A 22,984-nucleotide genomic window follows, 5' to 3' on the forward strand; every position below is an offset into this window, starting at 1 on the left:
ACTTTGTACATTATACTTTAATACAATAAAAAATGAAAAAACTAAATATATACTTCACAGCAGGAATTCCTCATTTGGAAGATACCGCTGATATTATAAAACTGATTCAGGATTCCGGAGCAGACATGATCGAAATCGGAATGCCATATTCTGATCCTGTGGCAGATGGACCTGTAATTCAGAAAGCGCACGAACTCGCTTTACAAAACGGAATGACGATTGAAAAACTGCTGTCTCAGTTGAAAGCCATCAAAGATGAAATCAAAATTCCGATTATCCTGATGGGATACATCAATCCCGTTCTAAGCTTCGGATTTGAAAAATTCTGTGCGGCATGCTCTGAAAGTGGTGTTTCAGGACTGATTCTTCCTGACCTTCCTCCTATTGAATTTGAGAAAAACTACCAGCAGATTTTACAACAATATAACCTTAATTTCACCTTTCTGGTAACTCCGGAAACTTCGGATGAGAGAATGATTTATCTGGATTCTTTAAGTTCAGGTTTTCTGTATGCAGTAAGCTCTTCTTCTACAACAGGTAATGAAAATGCAGTGGTAAAAAATGAAAACTACCTTTCCAGGGTAGCTTCTCTTCCACTCAAAAATCCGGTAATGATCGGATTTGGGATCAAATCGAAAGAAGATTTTGAAAATGTTACAGAAAAAGCGGACGGTGGTATTATCGGAACAGCCTTTGTAAATATCCTGCTTCAGGATAAAGACTGGAAGAAAACGGCTATAGATTTTATCCATTCCATAAAAGGGTAAAAATCACTAAATTTGTATATCAAAAATTGAAATGAATACAAATCTAAATAAAGCAGTAGAATTTGAAGATTTAGGAGTCAAAGAATATCAGCCAGCCTGGGATTATCAGGAACAGCTGATGAAAAATATCATTGACACCAAAATAAAAAACAGGGATCTTCCTGCAGAGGAGCATAGTACTACGCCCAATCACCTTCTTTTTGTAGAGCACCCTCACGTGTATACTTTGGGAAAAAGCGGGCACGAGGAAAATATGTTGGCTGGTATTGATAAGCTGAAAGAAATTGATGCTACTTTCGTAAAAGTAAACCGTGGCGGAGATATTACGTATCATGGGTACGGACAGGTTGTAGGCTACCCTATTCTGGATCTTGAAAACTTTTTTACAGATATTCATTTATATATGAGAAATCTGGAAGAAGTAATCATCAGAACCATTGCCGAATATGGGATTAAAGGAGAACGCTCTCCAGGAGAAACAGGAGTATGGCTGGATGTAGGAAAACCTTATGCAAGAAAGATGTGTGCTATGGGAGTGAAAGCTTCCCGTTGGGTTACCCTACACGGTTTTGCACTGAATGTAAATACGGATATGCGTTATTTTGAATACATCATTCCGTGTGGAATCAAAGACAAACAGGTTACATCTTTAAAAAGAGAACTTGAAAGAGAATTAACTCCTGAAGAAATGGAAGAACTCAAGGCTAAGATCAGAAAACATTTTGCAGAGGTATTTCAGGCAGAACTGATTTACAAATAGTCAAGTCTACTTACAATATAATAAGCCCGGTTTCAATAGTTGAAACCGGGCTTGTTTTATGATACTGTTATTTTTATTCGCTTAGACTATCCACAACGTTTATCATTCCGCAGGAATCCAGACACAGAAAGCTTGTGATAATGAATGAAGATAAAATAGGAGTTTAGATTCCTACGGAATGACAAAGCGAGTAAAGAAAAGATACGTACTAAAAACATCCGTATTCTAGTGATAAATTATCCATCCAACTTGTCTATTCTGTAGGAATCCAGACTGCAAGAATCAAAAAAATATTATTTTGATAATTTTCTATTTCTCCTGAATATCTCTATAAAAATCAGCATTTTTTAATATCATAAAACCAATAAAACAACAAAATAATTTATTTTTTTCTAAAAAAAATATTGCTCATATTTTAAATTTTATTACTTTTAATGTCACAAAATAGTGAACTATCACCATTATAAAGTTCACTGAAAATTAACCACCAAAATATAAAAACTATGAAAAAATTTCTGTTATCCATGATGGTATTCGTGACGATGCTGTCATTCAATGCCTGTTCAGATTCAGGTGCCAATCAGGATCCCAATCTTGTTGCTAAAGAGTCTAATGAAATCGCGATGAAAGATTTCGGTAAAACTGTTCCGGTAGGGATTGAAAAAGAAGAGGGAAAATTTAAAGTCTCTTTTATGGTGAGTGCTCAGCCATACCACATTAAAGACAGTAAGGAAAATGCAGGCTATATTTCTATGATCAGACAAGCCGTTGAAAACGAAACTCCTGTTCATATTTTCCTGAAAACCAACACCAATGAAATTGCAAAAGTAGATAAACCTACTGATGATGATATTCGTTATTTCAAATCTGTTTTCAATAAAGAAGAGAGAGGAGACAGCAAAAAAGCAGTGAGTGTTATTCCTAACCTGGCAACACTGAACAGCTTATTTACGCAGATTAAAAACCAGGCTTGCGGTACTTCTACAGCATCTTCTCCATGTATCACTTTCAGATATCCGGTGGATGGATGTTATGCAAGAGCTCACAAAATGAGACAGATCCTCCTTAATGCAGGCTACGACTGTGAAAAGCAGTTCGTTTACGGAAACCTGAGAGCTTCTACAGGAACTTGCTGCGTATCATGGGTATACCACGTAGCCATATTGGTAAGCTTCAAAAATGCTTCCGGAATTGTTGAGAAAAGAATCATCGATCCTTCATTATTCTCCAGCGGACCTGTAACTGACGCAGCATGGAGAGCCGCTTGTACCAACACAAGTTGTGGATCTGCTTCTGTATCTTCTTATGCCAATACAGCAGGAAATGTATATTACAGAAGTCCATCAGGATCTTTACTGTATGATAACAATTATGTAAATACCAATTGTGTATTGAATATATTCTCATCCCTTTCAGGATGTTCTCCTTCTCCTGCACCAAGTGTAGCGAGCTGCGGATTTTAACTAATTTATATAGAGCTCCTGCATTTATTTTGATACATTGCAGGAGCTTTTTACTTAATACTTTTTGCTATGAAAGCCTGGTCCTATTTATTATTACTTTTTATTATGATTACATCTTGTTCCGGTAATTCCAGTTCACAAAACTTAACATGGTATAACAATTCCACCATCACAGATATTACGGAAGACCCGGACAAACCTAATGAAGTTGTTCGTGTGGCCATCGGAATAAGTGCTCAGGTTTTTTATATTTCAAAGAAATCACCGGATTACAAGAGTCTTATAGAAAAAGCTACACTGAGCTTTAAAAAAAGTAAAACCTATGATATAGGGATTGAAAATAAAACCAATATCATCAAACAAATTAAAGAGGTCAAATAATCCTGACTATCTGATCACAGAAATTCCGGCATCCACTTTTACTTCAGCTCCATGGATGTATGAAGCTTCCTCTGAAGCAAGAAACAGAACTACATTCGCTATTTCTGACGGTTCTCCCTGTCTTTTAAAAGGGATGGTAGGAATAATATCATCAATGGCACTTTCAATCTGCTCTCCGGTTAAACCCGTATTATTAAAAATATTGGTTTTAATATGCCCTGGACTCACTCCGTTGACGCGGATGCCACGTTCTGTAAGTTCCACTGCAAAAGTTTTAATGAACGACTGTACTGCTGATTTGGCTGCAGAATAGACCGAAAAATTAGGCATGGCAATTTCCGTAGCTACTGATGTATTGAAAATAACGGAACTTCCGCTTTTCATCAATGGTAATACCTGCTGTACTGTAAAAAAAGGGCCTTTTACCAGCATATTAAAAAGTTCATCAAACTGGTTTTCATCTACATATTCCACCGGAGCAAATCTCCCGTATCCTGCATTGGCAAAGACCAGATCAATATGTTCTGTATATTTTCTGACTTCCTGCTGAAGGTTCATCAGATCTTTTATATTTCCTGCGTTGGATACAATTCCAAAAGTCTTTTCCCCCAGTTTTTCTAAAGCGATATTGACGGTCTCTTCACTTCTTCCTGTGATAATGACTGTTCCTCCTTCCTCAATAAATTTCTGAGCAGCAGCCAATCCCATACCATTAGTTCCACCCGTAATTAAAGCTGTTTTGTTTTTAAATCTCTGCATTGTTTTTTAGTTTAAATTTCTATTGCAAAGATTGGAATACAGAGCCTTTGAAAAAATCCGAATCATGCGGAATTGGATAACTAGTTTTTATCTTTTTTAGTTTCATCAATAATTGACATCAATAAAATCTTTCAAAATTAAATTGCACACAATTAAATTGACTGTATATTTGCAATGTTAATTTACTTCAATTAAAAAAATGAAGTTTAATAATCACCAAGTAGTTTAATTTAAAACAATAAAAAAATGTCATTAATAGAAAATCTAAACTGGAGACATGCCGTAAAAGCTTATGATCCAACCAAAAAAATTTCACAGGAAGATCTTACTACTATTTTAGAATCAGCAAGACTGGCTCCTACTTCATCCGGATTGCAGCCTTTCCGAATCATTGTAGTGGAAAATCAGGAATTGAAAGAAAAAATGGTGGCAGGAGCTTTAAACCCTGAAGTAATGAGAGATTCTTCTCATGTTTTGGTTTTTGCAGCATGGGACAGCTATTCTAATGAAAAGATTGACAAAGTTTACGATTATCATACCGATGTAAGAGATCTTCCAAGAGGTCGTTTCGGAAGCTATACCGATAAAATTAAAGAAATGTATGGAGCACAGACTCCTGAAGAACATTTTGCACATACTGCACGCCAGACTTATATTGCCTTAGGAATTGCTCTTGCACAGGCTGCAGAACTTAAAATCGACAGTACTCCGGCGGAAGGATTCAACAATGCTGTAGTAGATGAAGTATTAGGATTAAAAGAATTAGGATTAAAAAGTGTAAGTCTTTTATACCTTGGATACCGTGATGAAGCCAATGACTGGCTGTCTTCTATGAAAAAAGTCAGAATTCCAATGGATGAATTTATCATAAAAAAGTAATACCTTCATCGAATCTTTCGTACTCAATATTATGGAAAATCCGAATACCCCCAAACTAGAAAACCAGATTTGCTTTCCGCTGTATGTCATTGCTAAAGAGATTACAGGGCTTTACCGTCCTTTTCTTGATGAACTGGGCATTACGTATCCGCAGTATCTTGTGATGATGATATTATGGGATGGTGACGGACTTACGGTAACCCATATCGGGGAAAAACTGTATCTGGACAGTGGAACGTTAACGCCTCTTCTTAAAAGGCTGGAGTCTAAAGGATTTATTAGCAGAAAAAGAAAAAAAGAGGACGAAAGAGTGGTTGAAGTATTTTTAGACGAAGCTGGAAAACAGCTTCAGAAAAAGGCATGTGAAATTCCGGGAAAAATTCAGGAAAAACTGGGAATACAGCCGGAAGAACTGCTGCATCTTAAAGATACAGTCCTAAAAATATTAAACAAAATAGAAAAATAAATGAAAACGTTATATACAACTCAGGTTACCGCTAAAGGTGGCAGAAACGGACATGTAAAAAGTGAAAACGGAGTGTTGGATCTTGAGGTAAGAATGCCAAAAGGTCTGGGAGGAGCCAATGATGATTTTGCCAATCCTGAAATGCTTTTTGCAGCCGGATATTCTGCATGTTTCGACAGCGCTTTGAACAGAGTCATCAGTCTTTCTAAAGTGAAAACCGGAGAAACCACTGTAACTGCACAAGTGAGCATAGGACAGATTGAAAACGGAGGTTTTGGACTGGCAGCAGAACTTGATGTGAATATCCCCGGAGTTTCTATTGAAGAAGCACAGGCATTGACTGAAAAGGCTCACCAAATTTGTCCTTATTCTAATGCAACCCGAAACAATATGGAGATGAAATTATCAGTAACCAACAACGATTAATCCAATTTTTTTAAGCATAGTTATAACGAAAGGAGCTGTTTCCATGGAAACAGCTCCTTTTTATTTTATTTTCCCACAGATTTCTCAGATGAGCACAGATGATTGCGTATATTGTAAATGATGGAAAAATTTCTCATTCATCATTTATCATTTATAATTCATCATTACCTCCTGTCTTTATTTACATCACTTTTCTGATAGGCATCTACCTTTTTATAAGAATCGTTTTTCTCTTTTTCTTTTTTATCGGAAATCAGAATTCCGAAGAGATGGTCGATTTCATGCTGGAAAATAACGGCTGTGAAGCCTTCTACTATTTCTGAATATTTTTGTCCTTTCAAATCCACGTATTCCAGCTGAATGACTTTGCTTCTGTAGAACTGATCTCTGAAATCAGGAATAGACAAATCACCTTCAGGCCCAAGATTCTGCAAATCGGAATGCCAAACAATGACAGGATTAATAAAATATTCCAAAGGAGTTCCTTCTTTGTCAAAGCGCTGTACCCAAACAATTTTTCTGTTGATTCCCACCTGAGGCGCTGCAATTCCTACTCCACCATCTGTAGAAAGAAGAGACTCTTTCATTCTTTTTACCAGAACAGCTGTATTCGGATCAAGAGGATCTGCTTCTGAAGAAATACTCAGCAATGTTTTGTGCTGATTGGCATCCGTGGTCTGATAGATCGGTAATGCTGTATTTACATCACCCTGATTAATAATGGAAATCTCATTGGAAGTAAGTTTCTGGGCGTTCAACAGTCCGATAAAAAAGATCAGCAGGATGGGTAATTTCTTCATATTTTTTGAATGTAGAACAAAGGTAAATATTGTGGAGTAAAAATGGGCATTAAAGATTAATCAACATTATGTTTTGGCTAAAGCCGATGGCATTTTGATATAAAAATGAACGGGCTAAAGCCCGTTCCTATTGAATTTAATGTAAGTCATTGATTTTTGTCATTCTGCAAGGGATGCAATGCAGTCTCATAATTAATAGTAAGATTCTTCCTTCGTCAGAATGACACTTTTGTAAAAAAATTAAAAAGTCTTCGTCATATCTCCCGGGATAATCAGATTGAAATCTGTCGGGATATAGTCTTTGGCTGGAACTTTCAGTTCAGGATCGTCTGATTCAAAAACAGAAATTACCGCCATTTTCAGGTTAGGATTTTTCTGTTTGATGTACCAATAGATTCCCCCAAATTCTTTGCTGTGATAGTTTCCGTTGTAATGGATGAATGTTTTTCCGGCCTGGAAGCTTTTCAGAATAGACTCAGCCATGGTTGCATCTTTTGTAGCCTGGGCTGAGATAAAATTCATCGCTCTTGTTCCTTCAGCATGGTCTCCCATCATCTTTTTCATCTCCGGATAACCAGGAGTGTCTAATGTAACTTTGATAGGCAGCTGAGCAATGTATGTTTTCTCTTTTCCGCTTAATTTATTTAAAGATTCAAGACCTTCTTTAGCCGTCTGAGAGGCATATCTTCTTGGAATATTGGTGGCCACAAAATTCAGTTTTTTATCTTTGGCAAAATCTACCAAAGGCTTGTAATCTGTTGCATAATTGTTCCATAAACGGGCTGAGTCTTTCAATGTTTTCGCATCAAATTTTCCATTTAAATATTGATCCAGCTGCGCCTGATTATCTCTTTCAAACATTTCTGCTCCTAAAATAAGCTGACCGTTCTTTTTTGCAAACAGAGCTTCTGTAATTTTAAGCTGAAGCCAGTGATTGATAGAACTATTATGATTTTCTCCAAAAAAGACCACATCATAATCTGCCAGTTCTTTCACCAGTTTTTCGGTCTTTATTTCCTTTCCTTTTTTATCATAAAATTGATACACCTTAAATTCCTGCGCTTTCAATGAACAGAAACCGGCAAGCAGTATTGCTATGAAAATGTTTTTCATTTTATATTGTATTTAATCACAAATTAAACAAATATTTTGTCATTTACTGCACAGTACTTGTCAATCTGCTTATATGAAAATTTGCTTTTTTACTTCTTTGCAATAAAAAAGACCGCTTTGAATTTTACAAACAAAACGGTCCCATTCAAATCATCTAATTATTATTTCTCTAATGTTGCTACAAGATCCTTCCACTCCTGAAGTTCAGGAATTCCAGGTTTTCTTTTCCCGAAGAACTGAACAATAAAGTCTCCTTCATTGTTGAATACTTCGATAGCGGTCACTTCTCCGTCTTCAGTTGGTTTTTTAACAATCCAGGCTTCTGCAATTTTCGTTACATCAAGATGTAAATTGAAATCCGGATCCATTACATTAAACCATTGCTGGTGCCAAAGTGTTTTCTTAACGTTTCCTGTGTGGATCTGAATGATTCCTCTGTTTCCAACGAAAACCATAATGGGTGTGTTCTTTTCAGAAGCATCTTCAAGGATGTTGACCACTTTAGCATTATCAATTTTCTTAGCAAATCCTTCCGGAGCCAATCGTAATGCCTGTGTTCTGCTTACTCCATATTTTCTTGTCATCATGAAAAAATCATGGGTGTCTTTCAACTCTGTCCATGCTTTTTTGAAACCTTCCACATCAATTTCAGAATCTGCTTTTTCAGCCTGTTTTGGAGCTACTGCTTCAAAAGTCAATGCCTGATTCTGATCTTCAGCTTTGAATTTTTCAACAATTGCATCGAAAGCAGCTTCATTACTGTTTTTAGTCAGATAAATTTTGTGAAGTGCCAAACCGTCTTTTCCGAAAAACTGCAGACTTTTTTTATCTCCTTCCAATACGGCAAAAGCAAATTTCCAGTGGTTAAGGAAAATTCTAAGATCGATATCTTCACCCACAAAAAGCTGTGCATGAGGACTGCTGAAATCTCCGTTCAGGTAAGTTCCTTTTCTTTCATGAACACATTCATCATTACGGGTAAGAGCCATTACTTTTCCTAATTGCTCAGCTTCTGTAAGAATTCCCTGGAAATCCGGGTTCAGGACAGTTACTCCTTCTCCAATGCTTGTTGCCAGCAATTCTGCTTCACTTACCGCTAACTGTGCTGCTGCATTTCTTATTCTGATATGTGGATTTTCTGCTTTCAGAGCTTCCCATTTTTCCTTTAAATCATTAACTAATGTGCTCATTACTTTACTTTTTTATGGTTAAAATTGTATAAATTCTTTGTATTGTTTCGTTTCCTGTTTTACTTTTTATTTCTTCTTCTTTTTCAGAAGTTTTCATTCTTTTAAAATGGCTTTTGGAGATCAGTTCTTCCATTTCACTGTTGCTGTACAGCCTGAAGTCATATTCCGTAAACGGCAGTTTTTCCATGAATTCTCTTTGTCCGAATGTAAGGACGAATGTTCCGTCATCTTTTAAGACTCTGTAGATCTCGTTTAAGAATTCCACCGGATTTTCCCAGAAATAAACGGTGTTTACAGTGAATATTTTATCGAAGGTTTCATTCTGAAAGGGAAGATTTTTGCCTTCATACAAAACAAAATCTGCCTGGTTTTCAAATTCTTTATTGAGTCTTTTGGCTTCATTGTGCATGGTTTCAGAAATATCAATCCCGGTATATCTGAGGTTTTTGGCAAGACTCATTATACTTTTCAGGTGTGCGGCATTTCCGTGTCCTATTTCAAGGATTTGCTGACCGTCATCTATCACAAGTGTTTTGATGCTTTCCAACGTCATACTGATGTTGGTAGCATTCATCATTTCACCAATCTCGATTCCTTTTTCCCCCTGAGGGTTGGCAAGATTCTGTGCGAGGATTTTTAATTCGTCTTTTTCCATGGTTATCCAAAAATGATCATTGGGTTATTGGTAATAGGATGTCCGCAGATGGTACAGGGAAAGTTATAAGCATTGCTGATATTTTCTTCAGTAAAAACTTCCTGTGGCGTTCCATAGGCGGAAACCTGTCCTGATTTCATTAATAAAATCTTATCTGCAAATTGTGCAGCAAGGTTCAGATCATGTAAAACAACAATGGCACTGTTGGCTTTTTTTGTGAAATTTTTGATAATTTCCAATGCTTTATATTGATGTTTTATATCTAAATTGTTCAAAGGTTCATCCAGAAAAACCAGTTTATGGGTGATGTTATTTTCAAGCTGTGCCATTACTCTTGAAAGATGTACACGTTGCTTTTCTCCTCCTGAAAGTGTATTGTATTCTCTTTCTTTGAGATGAAAAATATCAGTTTCGTACATCATATTATTCATGGCTTCCAGATCTTCTTTTCCGGGCTGGGCATCAAAATACGGGTATCTTCCCATCATGATTACATCCTTCACCTCCAGCGGAATATCATTGCTGTTATGTTGTGAGAACTTTGCCTTGTGTTTGGAAAGCTCTCTGATATTCCATTCTCTGATCGGTTTATCTTTAAATAAAACTTTGTTATTGCCGGATTTCACTTCATCTGCCAGAACACTCAGAAGACTTGATTTTCCTGCTCCGTTGGGCCCTACAATGGCGAGAAATTCACCGTATTCCAGAGAGACATCTACCCCATCCAAGATACGGAATTCTTTATGTTTATAATTAATCTGGTGTGCCTTGATCATTACAGTGATTTTTTAAATTTAACCAAAATAGCGACAAAAATAGGTCCTCCCATTAAGGCTGTTAAAATTCCGATCGGCAATTCTGATGGTGCTACAATGCTTCTGCTGAATGTATCTGCCGTCAATAACAAGATACTTCCACACATGGCCGACAATGGCAGAATAAAAGCATAATTGGATTTGAATAAAAGTCTTAAAATATAAGGTACAATAAGACCTACAAAACCAATGGTTCCTGAAAATGCCACACAGCTACCCACCATTAAAGCCACAATGATAATAATCTGCTTTTTCAGCCTTTCCACATTGATTCCCAAATGCTGTGCATCTTTTTCTCCGAGCATCATTGCGTTCAATGCTTTTCCTTTAGGCAATAAAATAATGTAAGCAATAATCGTAACAATGGCCAGAATGATATTCTTCGTCCATGTTGCTGCTGCCAAACTTCCTAAATTCCAAAAAGTAAGATCTCTAAGCTGCTCATCTTTTGATATATAGATTAAAAATCCTGTTATCGAAAAGCCGATCGCTGTTATTGCAACTCCGGTAAGCAGCATCATCACCACATTGGTTTTTCCTCCGCTTGTTGAAATTCTGTACACCAACATCATAGATAAAAAAGAACCTATAAAAGCTGCGATGCCTACCAGTGAAAATTGTACAGCTTCAGGAAGATATTCTTTGAAATGTCCTCCTAAAACAATCGCAATTGCTGCCAGCAGGGTTGCTCCTGATGTAAGTCCGATTAAATCTCCCGTTGCCAAAGGATTCTTGAAAAGCCCCTGAAGGCTTGTTCCTGAAACCGACAACATACTTCCTACTAAAATAGCCATGATAATTCTGGCTGCTCTTACGTCCCAAATCACATATTTATCACTCAATGATAAATGGGGATCTCCTTTTATAAATTGCCACAGTGCCCTGAACGGAGAGTTTTCTCCGAAATCATAAACTCCTGTATTAAGTGACAGTACTGCTATAATGACAAGCAGTACTGCACTTATAATAAGATAAAAGTATAGTTTACTTTGTGCTTTCAATTAAAAGTTTGTTTAATCCTACTGCTGCTTCTCCTACTCTTGGTCCGAAACCAGATACTAAACCTCCGTCCATTGCGATGATCTTCTTGTTCTTACCTGCATTGGTTTGGGATACTCCCGGCATTTTAAGTGCTCCTTCATTACCTCCTGCACCCTGTAAACCAGTTTCAAAGAAGAACAATACATCAGGATTAGCTTTTACAACAGCCTCCGGTGTTAATGGTTTGAAATCTTCAAAATCCGTTACTGCATTTTCTCCGCCTGCAAGGGTGATTAATGAAGCCATGGGTGTATTTTTACCGCTCACCATCAGCATATTTCCTCTGGCATAGATGAATAATACTTTTGGTTTTTTAGCGATTGGCTGTACCTGTTTCAGATCTGCATCAATCTTGTCATTCAGTTTCTGATAGTCTGTATTTCCGATCGCTTTTGCTACTTGTTCGATCAGTTTTTTAGTTCCTTCCACAGTGTATTCCTGTTTGAATACTTCAGTTTTAATTCCGGAAGATTTGATTTTCCCCATTAATTCAGGGTTGATATCTTTATCAGAAGCTAAAATTAAGGTAGGAGATACCGCCATAATCGGCTCAATGGTCATAGATCTCATGTGCCCTAAATCTTTAGCGGCAGCTTTTAAACTTGCTGGATAAGTACTGGTAACATCTGTTGCAACGATTTCTTTTTCGTGGCCTAAAGCAGCTACGATTTCAGTAATTCCTCCGTTTAGCGTTACTATTTTATTGTTAGTTTTTGGTGCTTCAGAAGTAGCTTCTGTAGTATTTTCTTTTGCTCCTGCTTCTGCTTTTTTGCAAGAGTATACTGCTACAAGAACAGAAGCTGCAAGGATGAATTTTTTCATGATATACTATTATTTGATTATTTATAAAGGTTCGAATTCAAAATTGGTGTATCCTCTTTCTCCTTTCGTGTTTTTCATGGTATTGAATCTCAGTTTGAAATAAAAACCTTCGGCATCTTTCAATACAAAGAAACGGTCTGCATACACAAAAGGAACCGGATTGGATGCAGTACCGGTAGTGGTTCTCCATTTATCTCCAATCGCTCTCTGGTCATTGAATACAAATTTTGCAGGCTCCACATCTTTTAATTTAAATGAATTGTAAGCCGCATCAAGACTTCCTGTAACACTTACCTGGTAAGCTCCCACACCATTAAGGCTATTGGTTGCTACAAAATCTGCATAAAAATAACTTCCGGCACTGGTTGTAGGTCCCATGAATACTTCATTGGTAAATGTTGTGAAGACCAGATCCCATTTCTTTTTCTTAGGCTGGATTTTTACCGGAGTTCCTGTTTTCAGGTTAAAAAATGAGAAGTTGTATTCTGTATCTTTGGTAATAAGATATTCTTTGATATCTGTTCCTGTTGCATTCACATCGGCATAACGGATTTTGTATCCATTCTGAGCTCTCAGGATCTGAATCTTTTTCCATCCTCTCGGATCACCGGACAATGAAACTGAACCTGCCCCGATATTGGCCGCAGAAGGTATTTCTCTCCCCAGATTGATCAGATAAACAGGATTTTCAGCATCATTTTCTTTGATGGCATCTATTCCGGAAGTCTGATTAAGAAAATCTCCGTTCGGGTTGTCAATATATTGCATGTTCGCTGCATCAAATGTTCCCACCTGAGCAATGTCTTTCAAGCTGGATATATCAGATTCTTTTACTTTACTGATGTCTGAAGCGTTCGGTATTTTAATCACCGTCATGGCAAGAGATCCGTTCATAATCACTCTATAGGCATCGCCACTATAAAAACCAAGATCCCAGTCTGTTCTGCTGTTAACCGCCGGATTGGTATTGTCACTCAAATCAATCCAAACCTGATTAGGTTCTGTAGGACCGCCAATTTGCACACTTACTTCAGACCCTGTCATAGGAGGAACCAGAACCGGATCTTCGTCTGCAGAAAGACAAGACTGTGTGGCAGCCATGATAGAAAGAACAGATAATATTTTTAAATACTTCATAATCGTAACTTATTATTTAAAATTGAAACATTAATCGGGCAAAATAGCTTCTGCCATAGTATAAATTAACAAACCCATTCGCCGCGGTATGAGCAGAACCTGCTACTGCGGTAGAGTTTAATCTCGTTACATCAAATATATTTTTTACCCCGGCAGAAATTTCAAAATGTTTATTCCAGAAGAGCTGGCTCACGATGAAATCCATCATATGAAAGCTATCTATTTTTCCAAGGCGGAACCCCTCTGTTGGGTCTGATACATAAAGTCTGTCCGGACCTGTGAATTTGTAATAAAGGGCAAAATTGGTATCTGTATTTTTCAGTTTATAGGTTGCTGTAGCTCCTGCCTGTACTAAATACTGGAAGTCTGTAGGGGACGAAGATTTTAAATCAACCAACGATACTGATGTTCCGCTTACAGATCCTCTTAATGTTAAGGCAAACTGATCTTTTCTGAAATCAACATTCGCTGAAATCAATAAGTTTTTATACGTATTAAGATTCATGTATTTGTAGGTAGAAGGTTCTTTTACCATTATCATTTCAATTCTGTCTCGAACATCCAGATACAATGCATCTGCTCCGTAAGCAATTCTCCAGTCATTATGAGTTACAAAATTCTGATCCCAGAAAAGTCCTGCTGAGAACCCTTTTTCAGGATTTAAATCAGGATTTCCCTGTACATCGTGATTGATGTTTACAAAATAGGTATATAACTCATCATATTTAGGAAAACGGTTGGCAGATCCTACAACTGCTCTAAGATTTGAATTCTCAGAAGTCTTATACCTAGCTGACAGAGAGTAATTATATTGATTGTTAAAGTTCTCACTCAAAGAAAGTCTTACGCCTGGTCTTAAAGAGAATTTATCTGAAACATTCCATTCTGCTGAAAGGAAATTGGAATAGGTAAATATCTTTCTTTTTACTGCTTGCCCCAAGAAGTCTCCTGCAATCAGTGCAGCATATCCATTGGTATAATCTAATTCATATCCTAACTGGAAATCAAAGACTTTACTATCCAGAAAGTTACTAAACATCCCTCTTGAATAGATGACATCTGTTTTATAATAAGACTGTTTTTCCTGTTTGCTTTTCACAGCTCTGTTCGGAATATCGTAATTGTAGTCGAAATATTGTCTATCCTGATTCTGGTAGGAGAAATCTCCCATGTAACGGATATGTCCCAGATTGGTTTGGATATTGAATTGGTGAACCCAACGGTTGGTATTATATTCTCTGTCTCTACTTTCGTAGGCTACTCCGCCCAACCCGTCATTAAGAGGATTTCTGTTTACCTCAGGGTTGTAAAAATTGAACTTTTCATTCAGGAAAGACAGTTTATAAAAAAATGTTGTTTTGTTTTTGCTGTATCTCAACAATGCGGAAGCATCATACTGATCTTTAGGATTCCACTCATATCCTCTTTGGTTATCCTGTCCGAAATATTTATAGCCCTTGCTTTCTCCTGCAAATCCCATAAACTGGTTATGGTTGAAATTGATACTTGCAAACCATTCATTACTGATATTATAATCTACATTCAGATTCTGAATATGTCTTCCGTTTCCTCTTTTCTTAAGATCATACTGGTCTCTTACTGTTTCTTCCTGTAAAGAACCTCTTACACTGATCTTTTTTGTACTGGTTTTTTTTGTAATAATATTGATTACACCGGCAACGGCACCATTTCCGTACTCAACCCCCATACTCCCTTTTACAATTTCGATTCTCTCTATATTGCTTAAAGTAATTTTAGTAAGGTCGATATTACTGCCTAATCCTGTATCCCCTACTACCGGAATATTGTCTATAAGAATTTTTACATAATCCCCATTAAGTCCCATAATTCTTGCTGTGGAGTTTCCTGAGCGTGTATCTGGGGTAATCTGTATGTTAAGACTTTGATTCAAAACTTCCGCAACATTCGTGGCTGCCATATTTTTAATCTGCTCTGCATCAATAACATCAACCTTATAGATGGACTTGTTAATGGACTGCTGCATATACTGTCCTGTAATAACAACTTCTTCAATTTTCTTTTGATTAAGAGAATCCTTTTCTTGTGCATTTACCCATAAGGTCACGGATAACGATAGAACGGAAAGCACTTTCTTCTTCATAAGGGTACAAATTTTCGACAAATATAAAACTTTATTTAGACTCATTAAAAATAATTGTATATTTTTGTGGAATAATTCTAAATAAAAATAATCTCATGAAATTAAAATTACTTTTAGGAGCTCTGATGTTTACCGCCTTAACGGCGAATGCTCAGGTGTCTAACATCAATGAAAATTTCAACAATTTTACAGCTGGGAATACCACTTTCCCACAATTTGGATGGTCTGCCATCGTTGCTCCCATCACAGGTGAGTTTCCTCCTGTACCTCCAAGAATGATTGTAGCGGGAGATTCTAACAGATTCGTTCAGTCATATGCAGGAAACAATGCTACAGGTTCTTCTTATCTGATTACTCCACAGATTGAAACTCCAACAGGAAATAAAACTTTGACTTTTGATACTACATTGGTGTCCCCATCTCCCGGACCTGGAAGCATCCAGATAGGAGTAGCATCCAACCCTGCAGATATGTCAACTTTCGTTCCTGTAGGAAGCCCTATTAACGTATCGGTTATTGGTACTGTACAGAATATCAGTGTGAATATTCCGGCATCAACAGGTTCATATATTGTATTTAAATTCATTCCTACAGCGACTCACGTAGCGATTCAGGTAGATAATGTGGTATACAATACTACTGCTTCTTTAGGAGTGTCAGACCATATCAAATCAACAGAAAATTTCAGGTTTGCCCTAAATTCTGATCAGTCAGCATTAGAATTTATCGTAAAAAAAGATCCTAAAAACATCCAAATCTATTCAGCAGCAGGACAAAAAGCAGCGGAAGGAAAACTGAACGGACAAAGATTTGACATCAGCACTCTTCAGTCAGGAGTATATTTTATGAATATTGAAACTGCAGAAGGAAAAACGATCCAATCAAAATTCATCAAAAAATAAGGTTTATTAGACTATTATTTGCCTTTTTAAAGCCGGCGGGATCACTCCTTCCGGCTTTATTCGTGTCTGCTTTTTTCTTAGGTATGAGAATGTTTAAAGTAAAAACACGATAAAAATCATGTTTTTATTTAGACTTATTAAAAATAATTATATATTTTTGTGGAATCATTCTAAATAAGGATTTAAAAAATAAATTATGAAAACAAAACTATTATTGGCTTCAGTACTGGCAATGTCTGTTCAGCAGACTGTTTTAGCACAGACTGATGCGTTGGGATACTCACAGGTAAATATGACAATGGGAAGCGGATACCAAAATCGTGTGTTTGTAAACCTTGCAGACGGTAATATGGTTTCTCAGCCAGCCAATACGTGGGATATTGCTTTTTATAGAAACTCAAACTATGCATTCGGTTCAAGAGTAAATGATGCTAAAGATATTGAAGTATTCACTGCTTCAACCAATTTAGCTGACTGGGATAATATCAGCATCAGTAATGAAGCTTCATGGGGAGCACCGCTTTACAATCCGGATCAGACAACAGACTGGAGCCAGGGAGCCTTTGAACAGGGACCTGTGACCTCTCCAAACCCTAATATCCCTTCCACAGGTTGGGGAGTTTACAACCCGGTAAATCACCATATTCAGGGGAAAGCTATTTTTGTGTTAAAATACGCTTCAGGAACTTATATTAAGTTTGCTATTGAGGATGCCTTCGCAGGATATACCTTCAAATACTCAAAATGGAACGGTACATCATGGGGAGCTACAGAAACAAGAACTCTGGCGAATGGTACGGATGATTCTTATTTCAATTATTTCTCTTTTGATACCGGAGCAAAAGTACCAAGTCTGGAGCCGTCCAGAACTGCATGGGATTTCGTATTTACCAAATACTATACATTCTATATGGGAATGCAGATGTACCCGCTTTCCGGAGCCATCCAAAGCCCGAATATTAAAGTAGCAATGATACAACCGGAAACTCAGCAAACAACGGCTTATGCTATTCCTGCCAATGCAAGTTTCTCATCAGCGATTACTACTGTAGGACACTCATGGAAAGGTATCGGAACGGTAAAAAATGATGTTGTATACTACGTTAAAAAAGGAAATGATTACTACAGAATGTATTTCACAACCAATGGTGGAGCCAGTACAGGAAATATGTATTTCAAATACAAAAAGATCACTGAAACTTTGGGAATTACTGAAGTAGGGAAAAAAGCTTCTTTCGGTATTTATCCTAACCCGGCAACAGCAGATAAAAAGGTAACTGTTCTTTTTGATGTTAAAGAAAAAGCAGGGAACAAAGGGAATGTAGAAGTTTATGATCTTACCGGGAAAAAGGTATATTCTGCGGAACTTACCAATCAGGCAGGATTCTATAAGCAGGATCTGAACCTTTCTACCCTTACATCAGGAAATTATCTTGTAAAAATTACTTACGGTGGCCATTCGGAAACGAAAAAGCTTATCGTGAAATAAAATATTTTATTTTAATACTTTCTATTTTTTCTAATAAAAAGGGCGGTTTCATAGTATTGGAACCGCCTTTTATTCTTTAAGGAAACTAAAAACATTTAAATCTTTAAATTCTCAAATCTTCAAATTCTTAAATTCTTAAATCTTTAAATCTTTAAATATTAATATATCTTAAATCCTTTATAAACCTCTGCTGAGCTTTCCATAATTTTAGAAGCATCTTTACGGAAATCTAAAAGGTGATCCTGACCGTTATGTCTGTTGTGGTGCTCAACGCTTTCCCAAAGCTCGATCAGGAAAAAAGTTCCTTTATTATCTTTATCCTCAATAAGGTCATACTGCAGACAGCCTTCTTCCTTTCTTGTTTCTTTCACAAGGTTCTGAAACAGCTCTACAGCATCCATCAGATAATTTTCATTAAACTTAAAAAGTGCAATGATATGTAAATTCATGTTCTAATATTTAGTGATGTAAAAGTAAAATATTTTCAAAACCGAATATCCTTTTAAGCCCTTTATTTTTCAATACAATGCAAAGTTTTTAATTAAAAACTGATTTATAAATAGTTATAGAACTCATCACAATCACCAGTGTTCCGATAATCACAAACATTTTCTTTACAGGAAGTTTAGCAGTGAGCATCGCTGAAAAAGGAGCAGTAATAATTCCTCCGATTAAAAGTCCGAGAATGATATTCCAGTGCTGAATTCCCAAAGTAAAGAAAAAGGTAACGGCTGCTGTGATGGTAAGGATGAATTTGGCCACTGTAGAACTTCCCACTGCAAATCTTGGAGTAAATGCATTTTTGATCAATGTTCCCGTTACCAAAGGGCCCCATCCTCCTCCGGCAAAAGAATCTATAAAACCACCTATAACTCCCAGCCTGGTCAGATTGGTTTTTCTTTTCAGAGCTTTACTTTGTTTTTCTTTAAATGCATTCGATAGAATCTGAATTCCAAGATATAAAGTATAAAAAGCAATCAGTGTTTTGGTGATCTTCGCATAATATTCTCCAAGATAAGTAAGACTGACTGCACCAATAACAGCCCCGATCACTGCCGGCACTGCAAGTTTCTTCACTAAACTCTTACTGACATTTTTCAATCTGATATGGCTGATACTTCCCGCTGCCGTTGTAAAACTTTCCGCCGAGTGAATACTTGCGCTTACAATATGCGGTGGAATATTCAAAAGCATAAGTGTGGTGGTACAAATGACTCCATATCCCATTCCCATGGATCCTGCAACAATTTCTGCAAAAACACCTACCAAAAGCATCCAGTAAAAAATATAATGATCTTTGGCCAGAATGGTTTGCAGCTCTTCAAGATATCCCAGTTCATACATTGAAAAAACAGCAATGGATATCAAAACAGCGGTCACAAAAAGGATATTAAGCCTTACCTGAATTTTTCTTGAGATCACCATATTACAAAACCGTTTTAATCCATACTCCTTCATCATCAGCAGCACTGACCATAAAGATATTTAACGATGGTCTGTTTTCTCCAGACCTGTTTTCAGATATAACACGTGCAGCAGCCGAATGTACTGCAGGAATAGAAGGTGTAAGTTTTTGTAACTGGTTTGCCTCTTCTTTTGAAATCATAATTTATTCATTTGAAGTAGTGCAAATATCTGATAAAATATTTATCCTACAAAACAAGTAGACTATTAATTCAAAAAAAAGGATCAGGTTAATCTACCAGATCCATTAAAGTTTTTTTCTCCAGAATGTTCAGGGAAGCATCCCGAACCTCTATCAGTACATCGTGAAGCCCGCAGTGATCTTCATTGCAGTCAGCACATTTTTCGTAAAAATTCAGACTTACGCAGGGAAGCATCGCAATAGGACCGTTTACAAGACGAATAATCTTCGCCAGCGTCACATTTTCAGGATTTTCTTTGAAAAAGTAACCTCCACCCTTTCCTTTTTTACTGTCAAGGATGTCTGATTTTTTCAATTCAAGAAGGATATTTTCCAAAAACTTTAAGGGAATTTTTTTATGTTCCGCAATTTCAGAAATAAGAATCGGACCTTCATTTCTTTTTTCTACAAGATATGAAAGCGCCTTAAACGCATATTGAGATTTTTTTGAAAGCATTACAGCAAAAATAAGAAAATTGTTTAATATTTGAAGAAGGGGAGAAAAACGAAATGGTAAAAGAGTAAAAAGATAAATTTTTCTCTCCGTAATTTTACGGTTTTAGGTACCACACTTTTGCCTTTCTCCCATTAAATCATTATGTTTGCCATATGTTCAGTAAACAAGAGGCACAGCAATTAAAAAAGGAATTTTGGACAGCTTTTGGAAGATCATTTCCCAGAAAATGGATTCTTTATGACACCAAAATCAAGGACATGGCATTTAAATTTTCTGCCGACAATAAAAAAGTAGAAGTTTCTTTGGATATTGAAATGAAAGATGAGATCTTTCGGAATGCTTACTACGAGAAGATCTGGTCATTGGAAGATATTTTAAAAGATTTCATCGGAGATTTTCAGAAAGAAGAACATTTCACCCTTGATAACGGCAAGATAATCAGTAGAATATGGATTGAAAAACATAATGTTTCCATTTTTAACAAAAATACATGGCAGGAAATTTTTGAATTTTTTGTAGACAAAATGGACGGTTTTGAACGCTTTTACTACGAATATGAGGATTTTATAAAGGACATATAGAATACTTACGAAATAAATACTATTTTACACTTCAGGTTAAGATAAAAAAGAAAACTTATCTTTGCCACACCACTTAAACTAATAGATGAAACAAACTAACATGATTAAAAATGAGAAAAGTGTACAAAAACATTTTTGGAGAGATTATTTCCAAAAGTAATGCTGTGAAGCTGAGCGAATATCATCTGTATTATTATAAAGAAGGTTCCGATTTCCTGAAAGAAATTGAATTTATCAACGAAGATAATATTTACAACATCAATTATTTTTTAAGTGACGAAGAAGACGAGGCGCAGGTAGTGGATTATCTTAAAGAAAAATCTGACTTTTTTGATATAGAAAAAAGGGAAGCTGCAGACGGCTTTATTATTTCCACCAATAAATTATATTCCTTATCTGTAGACGATCTGCCCTTAATTTCTAAAACTGTTTTCAAAACGGATGACCCGGAAAACTTTATCTGTTCACAGGTTATCGACAATGAAACTCATCAGCCACAACTTGAAAGGACCATTAAATGCTGGTATACCCATGATGAAAAAGGGGAAAAATATGCCGCCATTGAATGCAGCTATCAGGAAGACGGAAAACTTGAGCTGGCCGTAGATAAAACCCCTGATCCTGATCATGAAGAAAACTGGATACATTATGATTATGACACTTTCCAGGATCTTCAGGCACAGATCACCACAGACATCAGTTATTACAGAACAGCAGCTCTACTTCCAAAAGAAACGTATCAGCAATAACTTAGATTCTTCTTTTACCTCAAAATTATGAAATGAAACAGACTTCATTTTTTTTAACCTAAAAGTACAAATACCAATCTGGTCGATATCTCTCATATCCTTAGATATCCAGATATATGATTGATTATACAGAAATTTCTTTACATAATTTCGGTCATCAGTCTGATAAATGATTACATCTTATAGCTATAAAATAAAAAAGAGAAACCCGAAGGTTTCTTTTTTTGCCCTATGTGGAGTATATTTGTAATAATAACCTTCGGACAATTGTCTTATTATTAAAAGCATATGAGAATAATTTTACTATTTGTGATGGCTTATTCGATATTCACGTCGTGCCATTCGGTGAAGGTTTCTCATCATGTCCATGATAGTGCCAGGGATTCTTTGGATTCAGCAATAAGCAAAATGCAGCAGCAGGGATTATTCAATGGATTTGCAGTTTCTATTGTAGATGAAGAATCGACTTTATATCAAAAAGGATTTGGCTTTTCTGATGTGAAAGAAAAGAAACGATATACTGAAAACACAATACAGAATATTGCATCCGTTTCCAAAACGTTTGTTGGAATTGCTCTTTTGAAAGCTCAGGAGCTCGGAAAATTAAATCTGGATGATCCGGTGCAAAAATATCTGCCCTTTAAGATAGTTAATCCTCATTTCTCACAAACACCGATTACCATCCGCCAGCTGGCAACCCATACGTCTTCTATTCTTGACAATGAATTTTATTTGTCTAAAAATTATTATTTGAAACCTGATCAGGATCTGAACGGGCAAAAGCTTAATTTTGATGATGAGCAGATATTCAATCCTTCAGATTCTATAATTTCTATGCCTGTATTTCTAGAAAATGTGCTGACAGAAAACGGAAAATGGAATAAAGACAGCTTCTCTACTTATAAACCCGGAACAATCTATGAATATTCAAATGTAGGAACTGCGCTGGCAGCCTTTATTATTGAAAAAGCTACCGGACAAACCTTTAATAATTTCACAAAAGAATACATCCTGAAACCTTTACATATGAAAGACTCAGGCTGGTCATTTGAAGAAATACAATTTTCAAAGTTCTCCAGACTGTATGAAAACGTTGATACTCCTCTTCCCTATTATCAATCTGCAACATATCCCGATGGTGGGTTTATTACAAGCATCAACGACCTGAGTAAGTATCTAACCGAACTTATTAAAGGTTATCTTGGAAAAGGAACAATTCTGACTCAAAAAAGCTATAAAGAATATTTTACGCCCCAACTTACAGCATCCAATTTTACGGAACGAAATGACAAAAACCCTTACAGCGAATCTTATAACGTAGGAATATTCATAGGTTTTGGCTATACAGGATATATTGGCCATACCGGAGGGGATCCGGGAGTAATGTCTATGCTGTTTTTTGATCCTAAAAATAATCTGGGAAGGATTATGATCTTTAATACGAATTTCTCAGACAAAAAAGGGAATGATGCTTTTTATGGGATCTGGAATATATTGGAGAAGTATCAGAATCATTTCCAAAAATAGGTTTAAAATTTTGTTTCGTTTTATTATATTTGTACAAA

The 22,984-nt window shown here is 36.4% G+C and carries 26 protein-coding genes; 12 read left to right on the plus strand and 14 right to left on the minus strand.

Annotated features, from left to right (window positions below; all coding sequences use genetic code 11):
• The first annotated feature begins 32 nt into the window (after positions 1 to 32).
• The 4 genes from trpA to ODR02_RS01920 all read left to right on the plus strand — a co-directional run bounded on the left by trpA (position 33) and on the right by ODR02_RS01920 (position 3,371).
• On the plus strand, positions 33 to 767 hold the full coding sequence (gene trpA / locus ODR02_RS01905) for a tryptophan synthase subunit alpha (protein WP_209785253.1): 735 nt from the start codon (positions 33 to 35) through the stop codon (positions 765 to 767).
• Between the two features lie 31 nt (positions 768 to 798).
• Complete coding sequence (lipB, locus tag ODR02_RS01910; RefSeq protein WP_079241098.1) at positions 799 to 1,527, plus strand: lipoyl(octanoyl) transferase LipB; 729 nt, start codon at positions 799 to 801, stop codon at positions 1,525 to 1,527.
• Between the two features lie 503 nt (positions 1,528 to 2,030).
• Positions 2,031 to 2,990 carry a protein-glutamine glutaminase gene (locus ODR02_RS01915; RefSeq protein ID WP_309511447.1) on the plus strand — a complete coding sequence of 320 codons (960 nt, stop codon included), beginning with the start codon at positions 2,031 to 2,033 and terminating at the stop codon, positions 2,988 to 2,990.
• Positions 2,991 to 3,059: 69 nt separating this feature from the next.
• Positions 3,060 to 3,371, plus strand: a complete 312-nt coding sequence (locus ODR02_RS01920; RefSeq protein ID WP_209785255.1) for a hypothetical protein — start codon at positions 3,060 to 3,062, stop codon at positions 3,369 to 3,371.
• 6 nt (positions 3,372 to 3,377) lie between these two features.
• Here the strand turns inward: ODR02_RS01920 and ODR02_RS01925 are convergent, their stop codons facing one another.
• A complete protein-coding gene (locus ODR02_RS01925; protein WP_309511448.1) occupies positions 3,378 to 4,130 on the minus strand; it encodes an SDR family oxidoreductase in 753 nt (250 codons plus the stop codon).
• Between the two features lie 246 nt (positions 4,131 to 4,376).
• Between ODR02_RS01925 and ODR02_RS01930 the strand changes: the two genes are divergently transcribed.
• From ODR02_RS01930 to ODR02_RS01940, 3 genes are read left to right on the plus strand one after another with little or no spacing between them, the layout of a single operon-like run.
• The gene (locus ODR02_RS01930; RefSeq protein ID WP_309511449.1) at positions 4,377 to 5,009 is read left to right on the plus strand and encodes an NAD(P)H-dependent oxidoreductase; all 633 of its coding nucleotides are present in this window, start codon (positions 4,377 to 4,379) and stop codon (positions 5,007 to 5,009) included.
• A gap of 31 nt (positions 5,010 to 5,040) precedes the next feature.
• Positions 5,041 to 5,475 carry a MarR family winged helix-turn-helix transcriptional regulator gene (locus ODR02_RS01935; protein ID WP_209785258.1) on the plus strand — a complete coding sequence of 145 codons (435 nt, stop codon included), beginning with the start codon at positions 5,041 to 5,043 and terminating at the stop codon, positions 5,473 to 5,475.
• Positions 5,476 to 5,901: an organic hydroperoxide resistance protein gene (locus tag ODR02_RS01940; RefSeq protein WP_309511450.1), complete on the plus strand. Its 426-nt coding sequence runs from the start codon at positions 5,476 to 5,478 to the stop codon at positions 5,899 to 5,901.
• Positions 5,902 to 6,065: 164 nt separating this feature from the next.
• On the opposite strand, the gene ODR02_RS01945 is transcribed toward ODR02_RS01940, so the two are convergent.
• The 9 genes from ODR02_RS01945 to ODR02_RS01985 form a co-directional block, all read right to left on the minus strand.
• Positions 6,066 to 6,701 carry a peptide deformylase gene (locus tag ODR02_RS01945; RefSeq protein WP_309511451.1) on the minus strand — a complete coding sequence of 212 codons (636 nt, stop codon included), beginning with the start codon at positions 6,699 to 6,701 and terminating at the stop codon, positions 6,066 to 6,068.
• 240 nt (positions 6,702 to 6,941) lie between these two features.
• Positions 6,942 to 7,814, minus strand: a complete 873-nt coding sequence (locus ODR02_RS01950) for a ChaN family lipoprotein (RefSeq protein ID WP_309511452.1) — start codon at positions 7,812 to 7,814, stop codon at positions 6,942 to 6,944.
• Between the two features lie 161 nt (positions 7,815 to 7,975).
• Entirely contained in the window at positions 7,976 to 9,004 is a 1,029-nt protein-coding gene (locus tag ODR02_RS01955; protein ID WP_309511453.1) for a hemin-degrading factor, read from the minus strand.
• A 4-nt stretch (positions 9,005 to 9,008) separates the two neighbouring features.
• Positions 9,009 to 9,659 carry a class I SAM-dependent methyltransferase gene (locus ODR02_RS01960; protein ID WP_309511454.1) on the minus strand — a complete coding sequence of 217 codons (651 nt, stop codon included), beginning with the start codon at positions 9,657 to 9,659 and terminating at the stop codon, positions 9,009 to 9,011.
• Positions 9,660 to 9,661: 2 nt separating this feature from the next.
• On the minus strand, positions 9,662 to 10,435 hold the full coding sequence (locus ODR02_RS01965; protein ID WP_209785264.1) for a heme ABC transporter ATP-binding protein: 774 nt from the start codon (positions 10,433 to 10,435) through the stop codon (positions 9,662 to 9,664).
• On the minus strand, positions 10,435 to 11,475 hold the full coding sequence (locus ODR02_RS01970) for a FecCD family ABC transporter permease (protein ID WP_209785265.1): 1,041 nt from the start codon (positions 11,473 to 11,475) through the stop codon (positions 10,435 to 10,437). Before ODR02_RS01970 ends, ODR02_RS01965 begins: the two co-directional genes overlap by 1 nt.
• Complete coding sequence (locus tag ODR02_RS01975; RefSeq protein ID WP_209785266.1) at positions 11,459 to 12,337, minus strand: heme/hemin ABC transporter substrate-binding protein; 879 nt, start codon at positions 12,335 to 12,337, stop codon at positions 11,459 to 11,461. Before ODR02_RS01975 ends, ODR02_RS01970 begins: the two co-directional genes overlap by 17 nt.
• A 21-nt stretch (positions 12,338 to 12,358) precedes the next feature.
• A complete protein-coding gene (locus ODR02_RS01980) occupies positions 12,359 to 13,474 on the minus strand; it encodes an HmuY family protein (RefSeq protein WP_309511455.1) in 1,116 nt (371 codons plus the stop codon).
• Positions 13,475 to 13,490: 16 nt separating this feature from the next.
• The gene (locus ODR02_RS01985; protein ID WP_309511456.1) at positions 13,491 to 15,596 is read right to left on the minus strand and encodes a TonB-dependent receptor plug domain-containing protein; all 2,106 of its coding nucleotides are present in this window, start codon (positions 15,594 to 15,596) and stop codon (positions 13,491 to 13,493) included.
• A gap of 95 nt (positions 15,597 to 15,691) precedes the next feature.
• Here ODR02_RS01985 and ODR02_RS01990 point away from each other — a divergent pair, with 95 nt between their 5' ends.
• Together ODR02_RS01990 and ODR02_RS01995 are read left to right on the plus strand one after the other, a co-directional pair.
• Positions 15,692 to 16,498 carry a T9SS-dependent choice-of-anchor J family protein gene (locus tag ODR02_RS01990; protein WP_309511457.1) on the plus strand — a complete coding sequence of 269 codons (807 nt, stop codon included), beginning with the start codon at positions 15,692 to 15,694 and terminating at the stop codon, positions 16,496 to 16,498.
• Positions 16,499 to 16,694: 196 nt separating this feature from the next.
• Positions 16,695 to 17,987, plus strand: a complete 1,293-nt coding sequence (locus tag ODR02_RS01995; RefSeq protein ID WP_309511458.1) for a T9SS type A sorting domain-containing protein — start codon at positions 16,695 to 16,697, stop codon at positions 17,985 to 17,987.
• Positions 17,988 to 18,145: 158 nt separating this feature from the next.
• On the opposite strand, the gene ODR02_RS02000 is transcribed toward ODR02_RS01995, so the two are convergent.
• The 4 genes from ODR02_RS02000 to ODR02_RS02015 all read right to left on the minus strand — a co-directional run bounded on the left by ODR02_RS02000 (position 18,146) and on the right by ODR02_RS02015 (position 20,089).
• The gene (locus ODR02_RS02000) at positions 18,146 to 18,436 is read right to left on the minus strand and encodes a putative quinol monooxygenase (RefSeq protein WP_047376912.1); all 291 of its coding nucleotides are present in this window, start codon (positions 18,434 to 18,436) and stop codon (positions 18,146 to 18,148) included.
• Between the two features lie 88 nt (positions 18,437 to 18,524).
• On the minus strand, positions 18,525 to 19,412 hold the full coding sequence (locus ODR02_RS02005; protein WP_309511459.1) for a sulfite exporter TauE/SafE family protein: 888 nt from the start codon (positions 19,410 to 19,412) through the stop codon (positions 18,525 to 18,527).
• Between the two features lies 1 nt (position 19,413).
• Positions 19,414 to 19,593, minus strand: coding sequence for a hypothetical protein (locus tag ODR02_RS02010; RefSeq protein ID WP_309511460.1), 180 nt, complete (start codon positions 19,591 to 19,593; stop codon positions 19,414 to 19,416).
• A gap of 88 nt (positions 19,594 to 19,681) precedes the next feature.
• Positions 19,682 to 20,089: an RrF2 family transcriptional regulator gene (locus ODR02_RS02015; protein WP_309511461.1), complete on the minus strand. Its 408-nt coding sequence runs from the start codon at positions 20,087 to 20,089 to the stop codon at positions 19,682 to 19,684.
• A 152-nt stretch (positions 20,090 to 20,241) separates the two neighbouring features.
• Between ODR02_RS02015 and ODR02_RS02020 the strand changes: the two genes are divergently transcribed.
• The 3 genes from ODR02_RS02020 to ODR02_RS02030 all read left to right on the plus strand — a co-directional run bounded on the left by ODR02_RS02020 (position 20,242) and on the right by ODR02_RS02030 (position 22,946).
• Positions 20,242 to 20,670, plus strand: coding sequence for a DUF4268 domain-containing protein (locus ODR02_RS02020; RefSeq protein ID WP_105683680.1), 429 nt, complete (start codon positions 20,242 to 20,244; stop codon positions 20,668 to 20,670).
• Positions 20,671 to 20,780: 110 nt separating this feature from the next.
• The gene (locus ODR02_RS02025) at positions 20,781 to 21,419 is read left to right on the plus strand and encodes a hypothetical protein (protein WP_209785270.1); all 639 of its coding nucleotides are present in this window, start codon (positions 20,781 to 20,783) and stop codon (positions 21,417 to 21,419) included.
• Between the two features lie 288 nt (positions 21,420 to 21,707).
• Entirely contained in the window at positions 21,708 to 22,946 is a 1,239-nt protein-coding gene (locus tag ODR02_RS02030) for a serine hydrolase domain-containing protein (protein ID WP_309511462.1), read from the plus strand.
• The last annotated feature ends 38 nt before the right edge of the window (positions 22,947 to 22,984 follow it).

Origin of the sequence: Chryseobacterium sp. CFS2, assembly GCF_036543225.1 — a bacterium.
GTDB classification, from domain to species: Bacteria; Bacteroidota; Bacteroidia; order Flavobacteriales; family Weeksellaceae; genus Chryseobacterium; species Chryseobacterium culicis_A.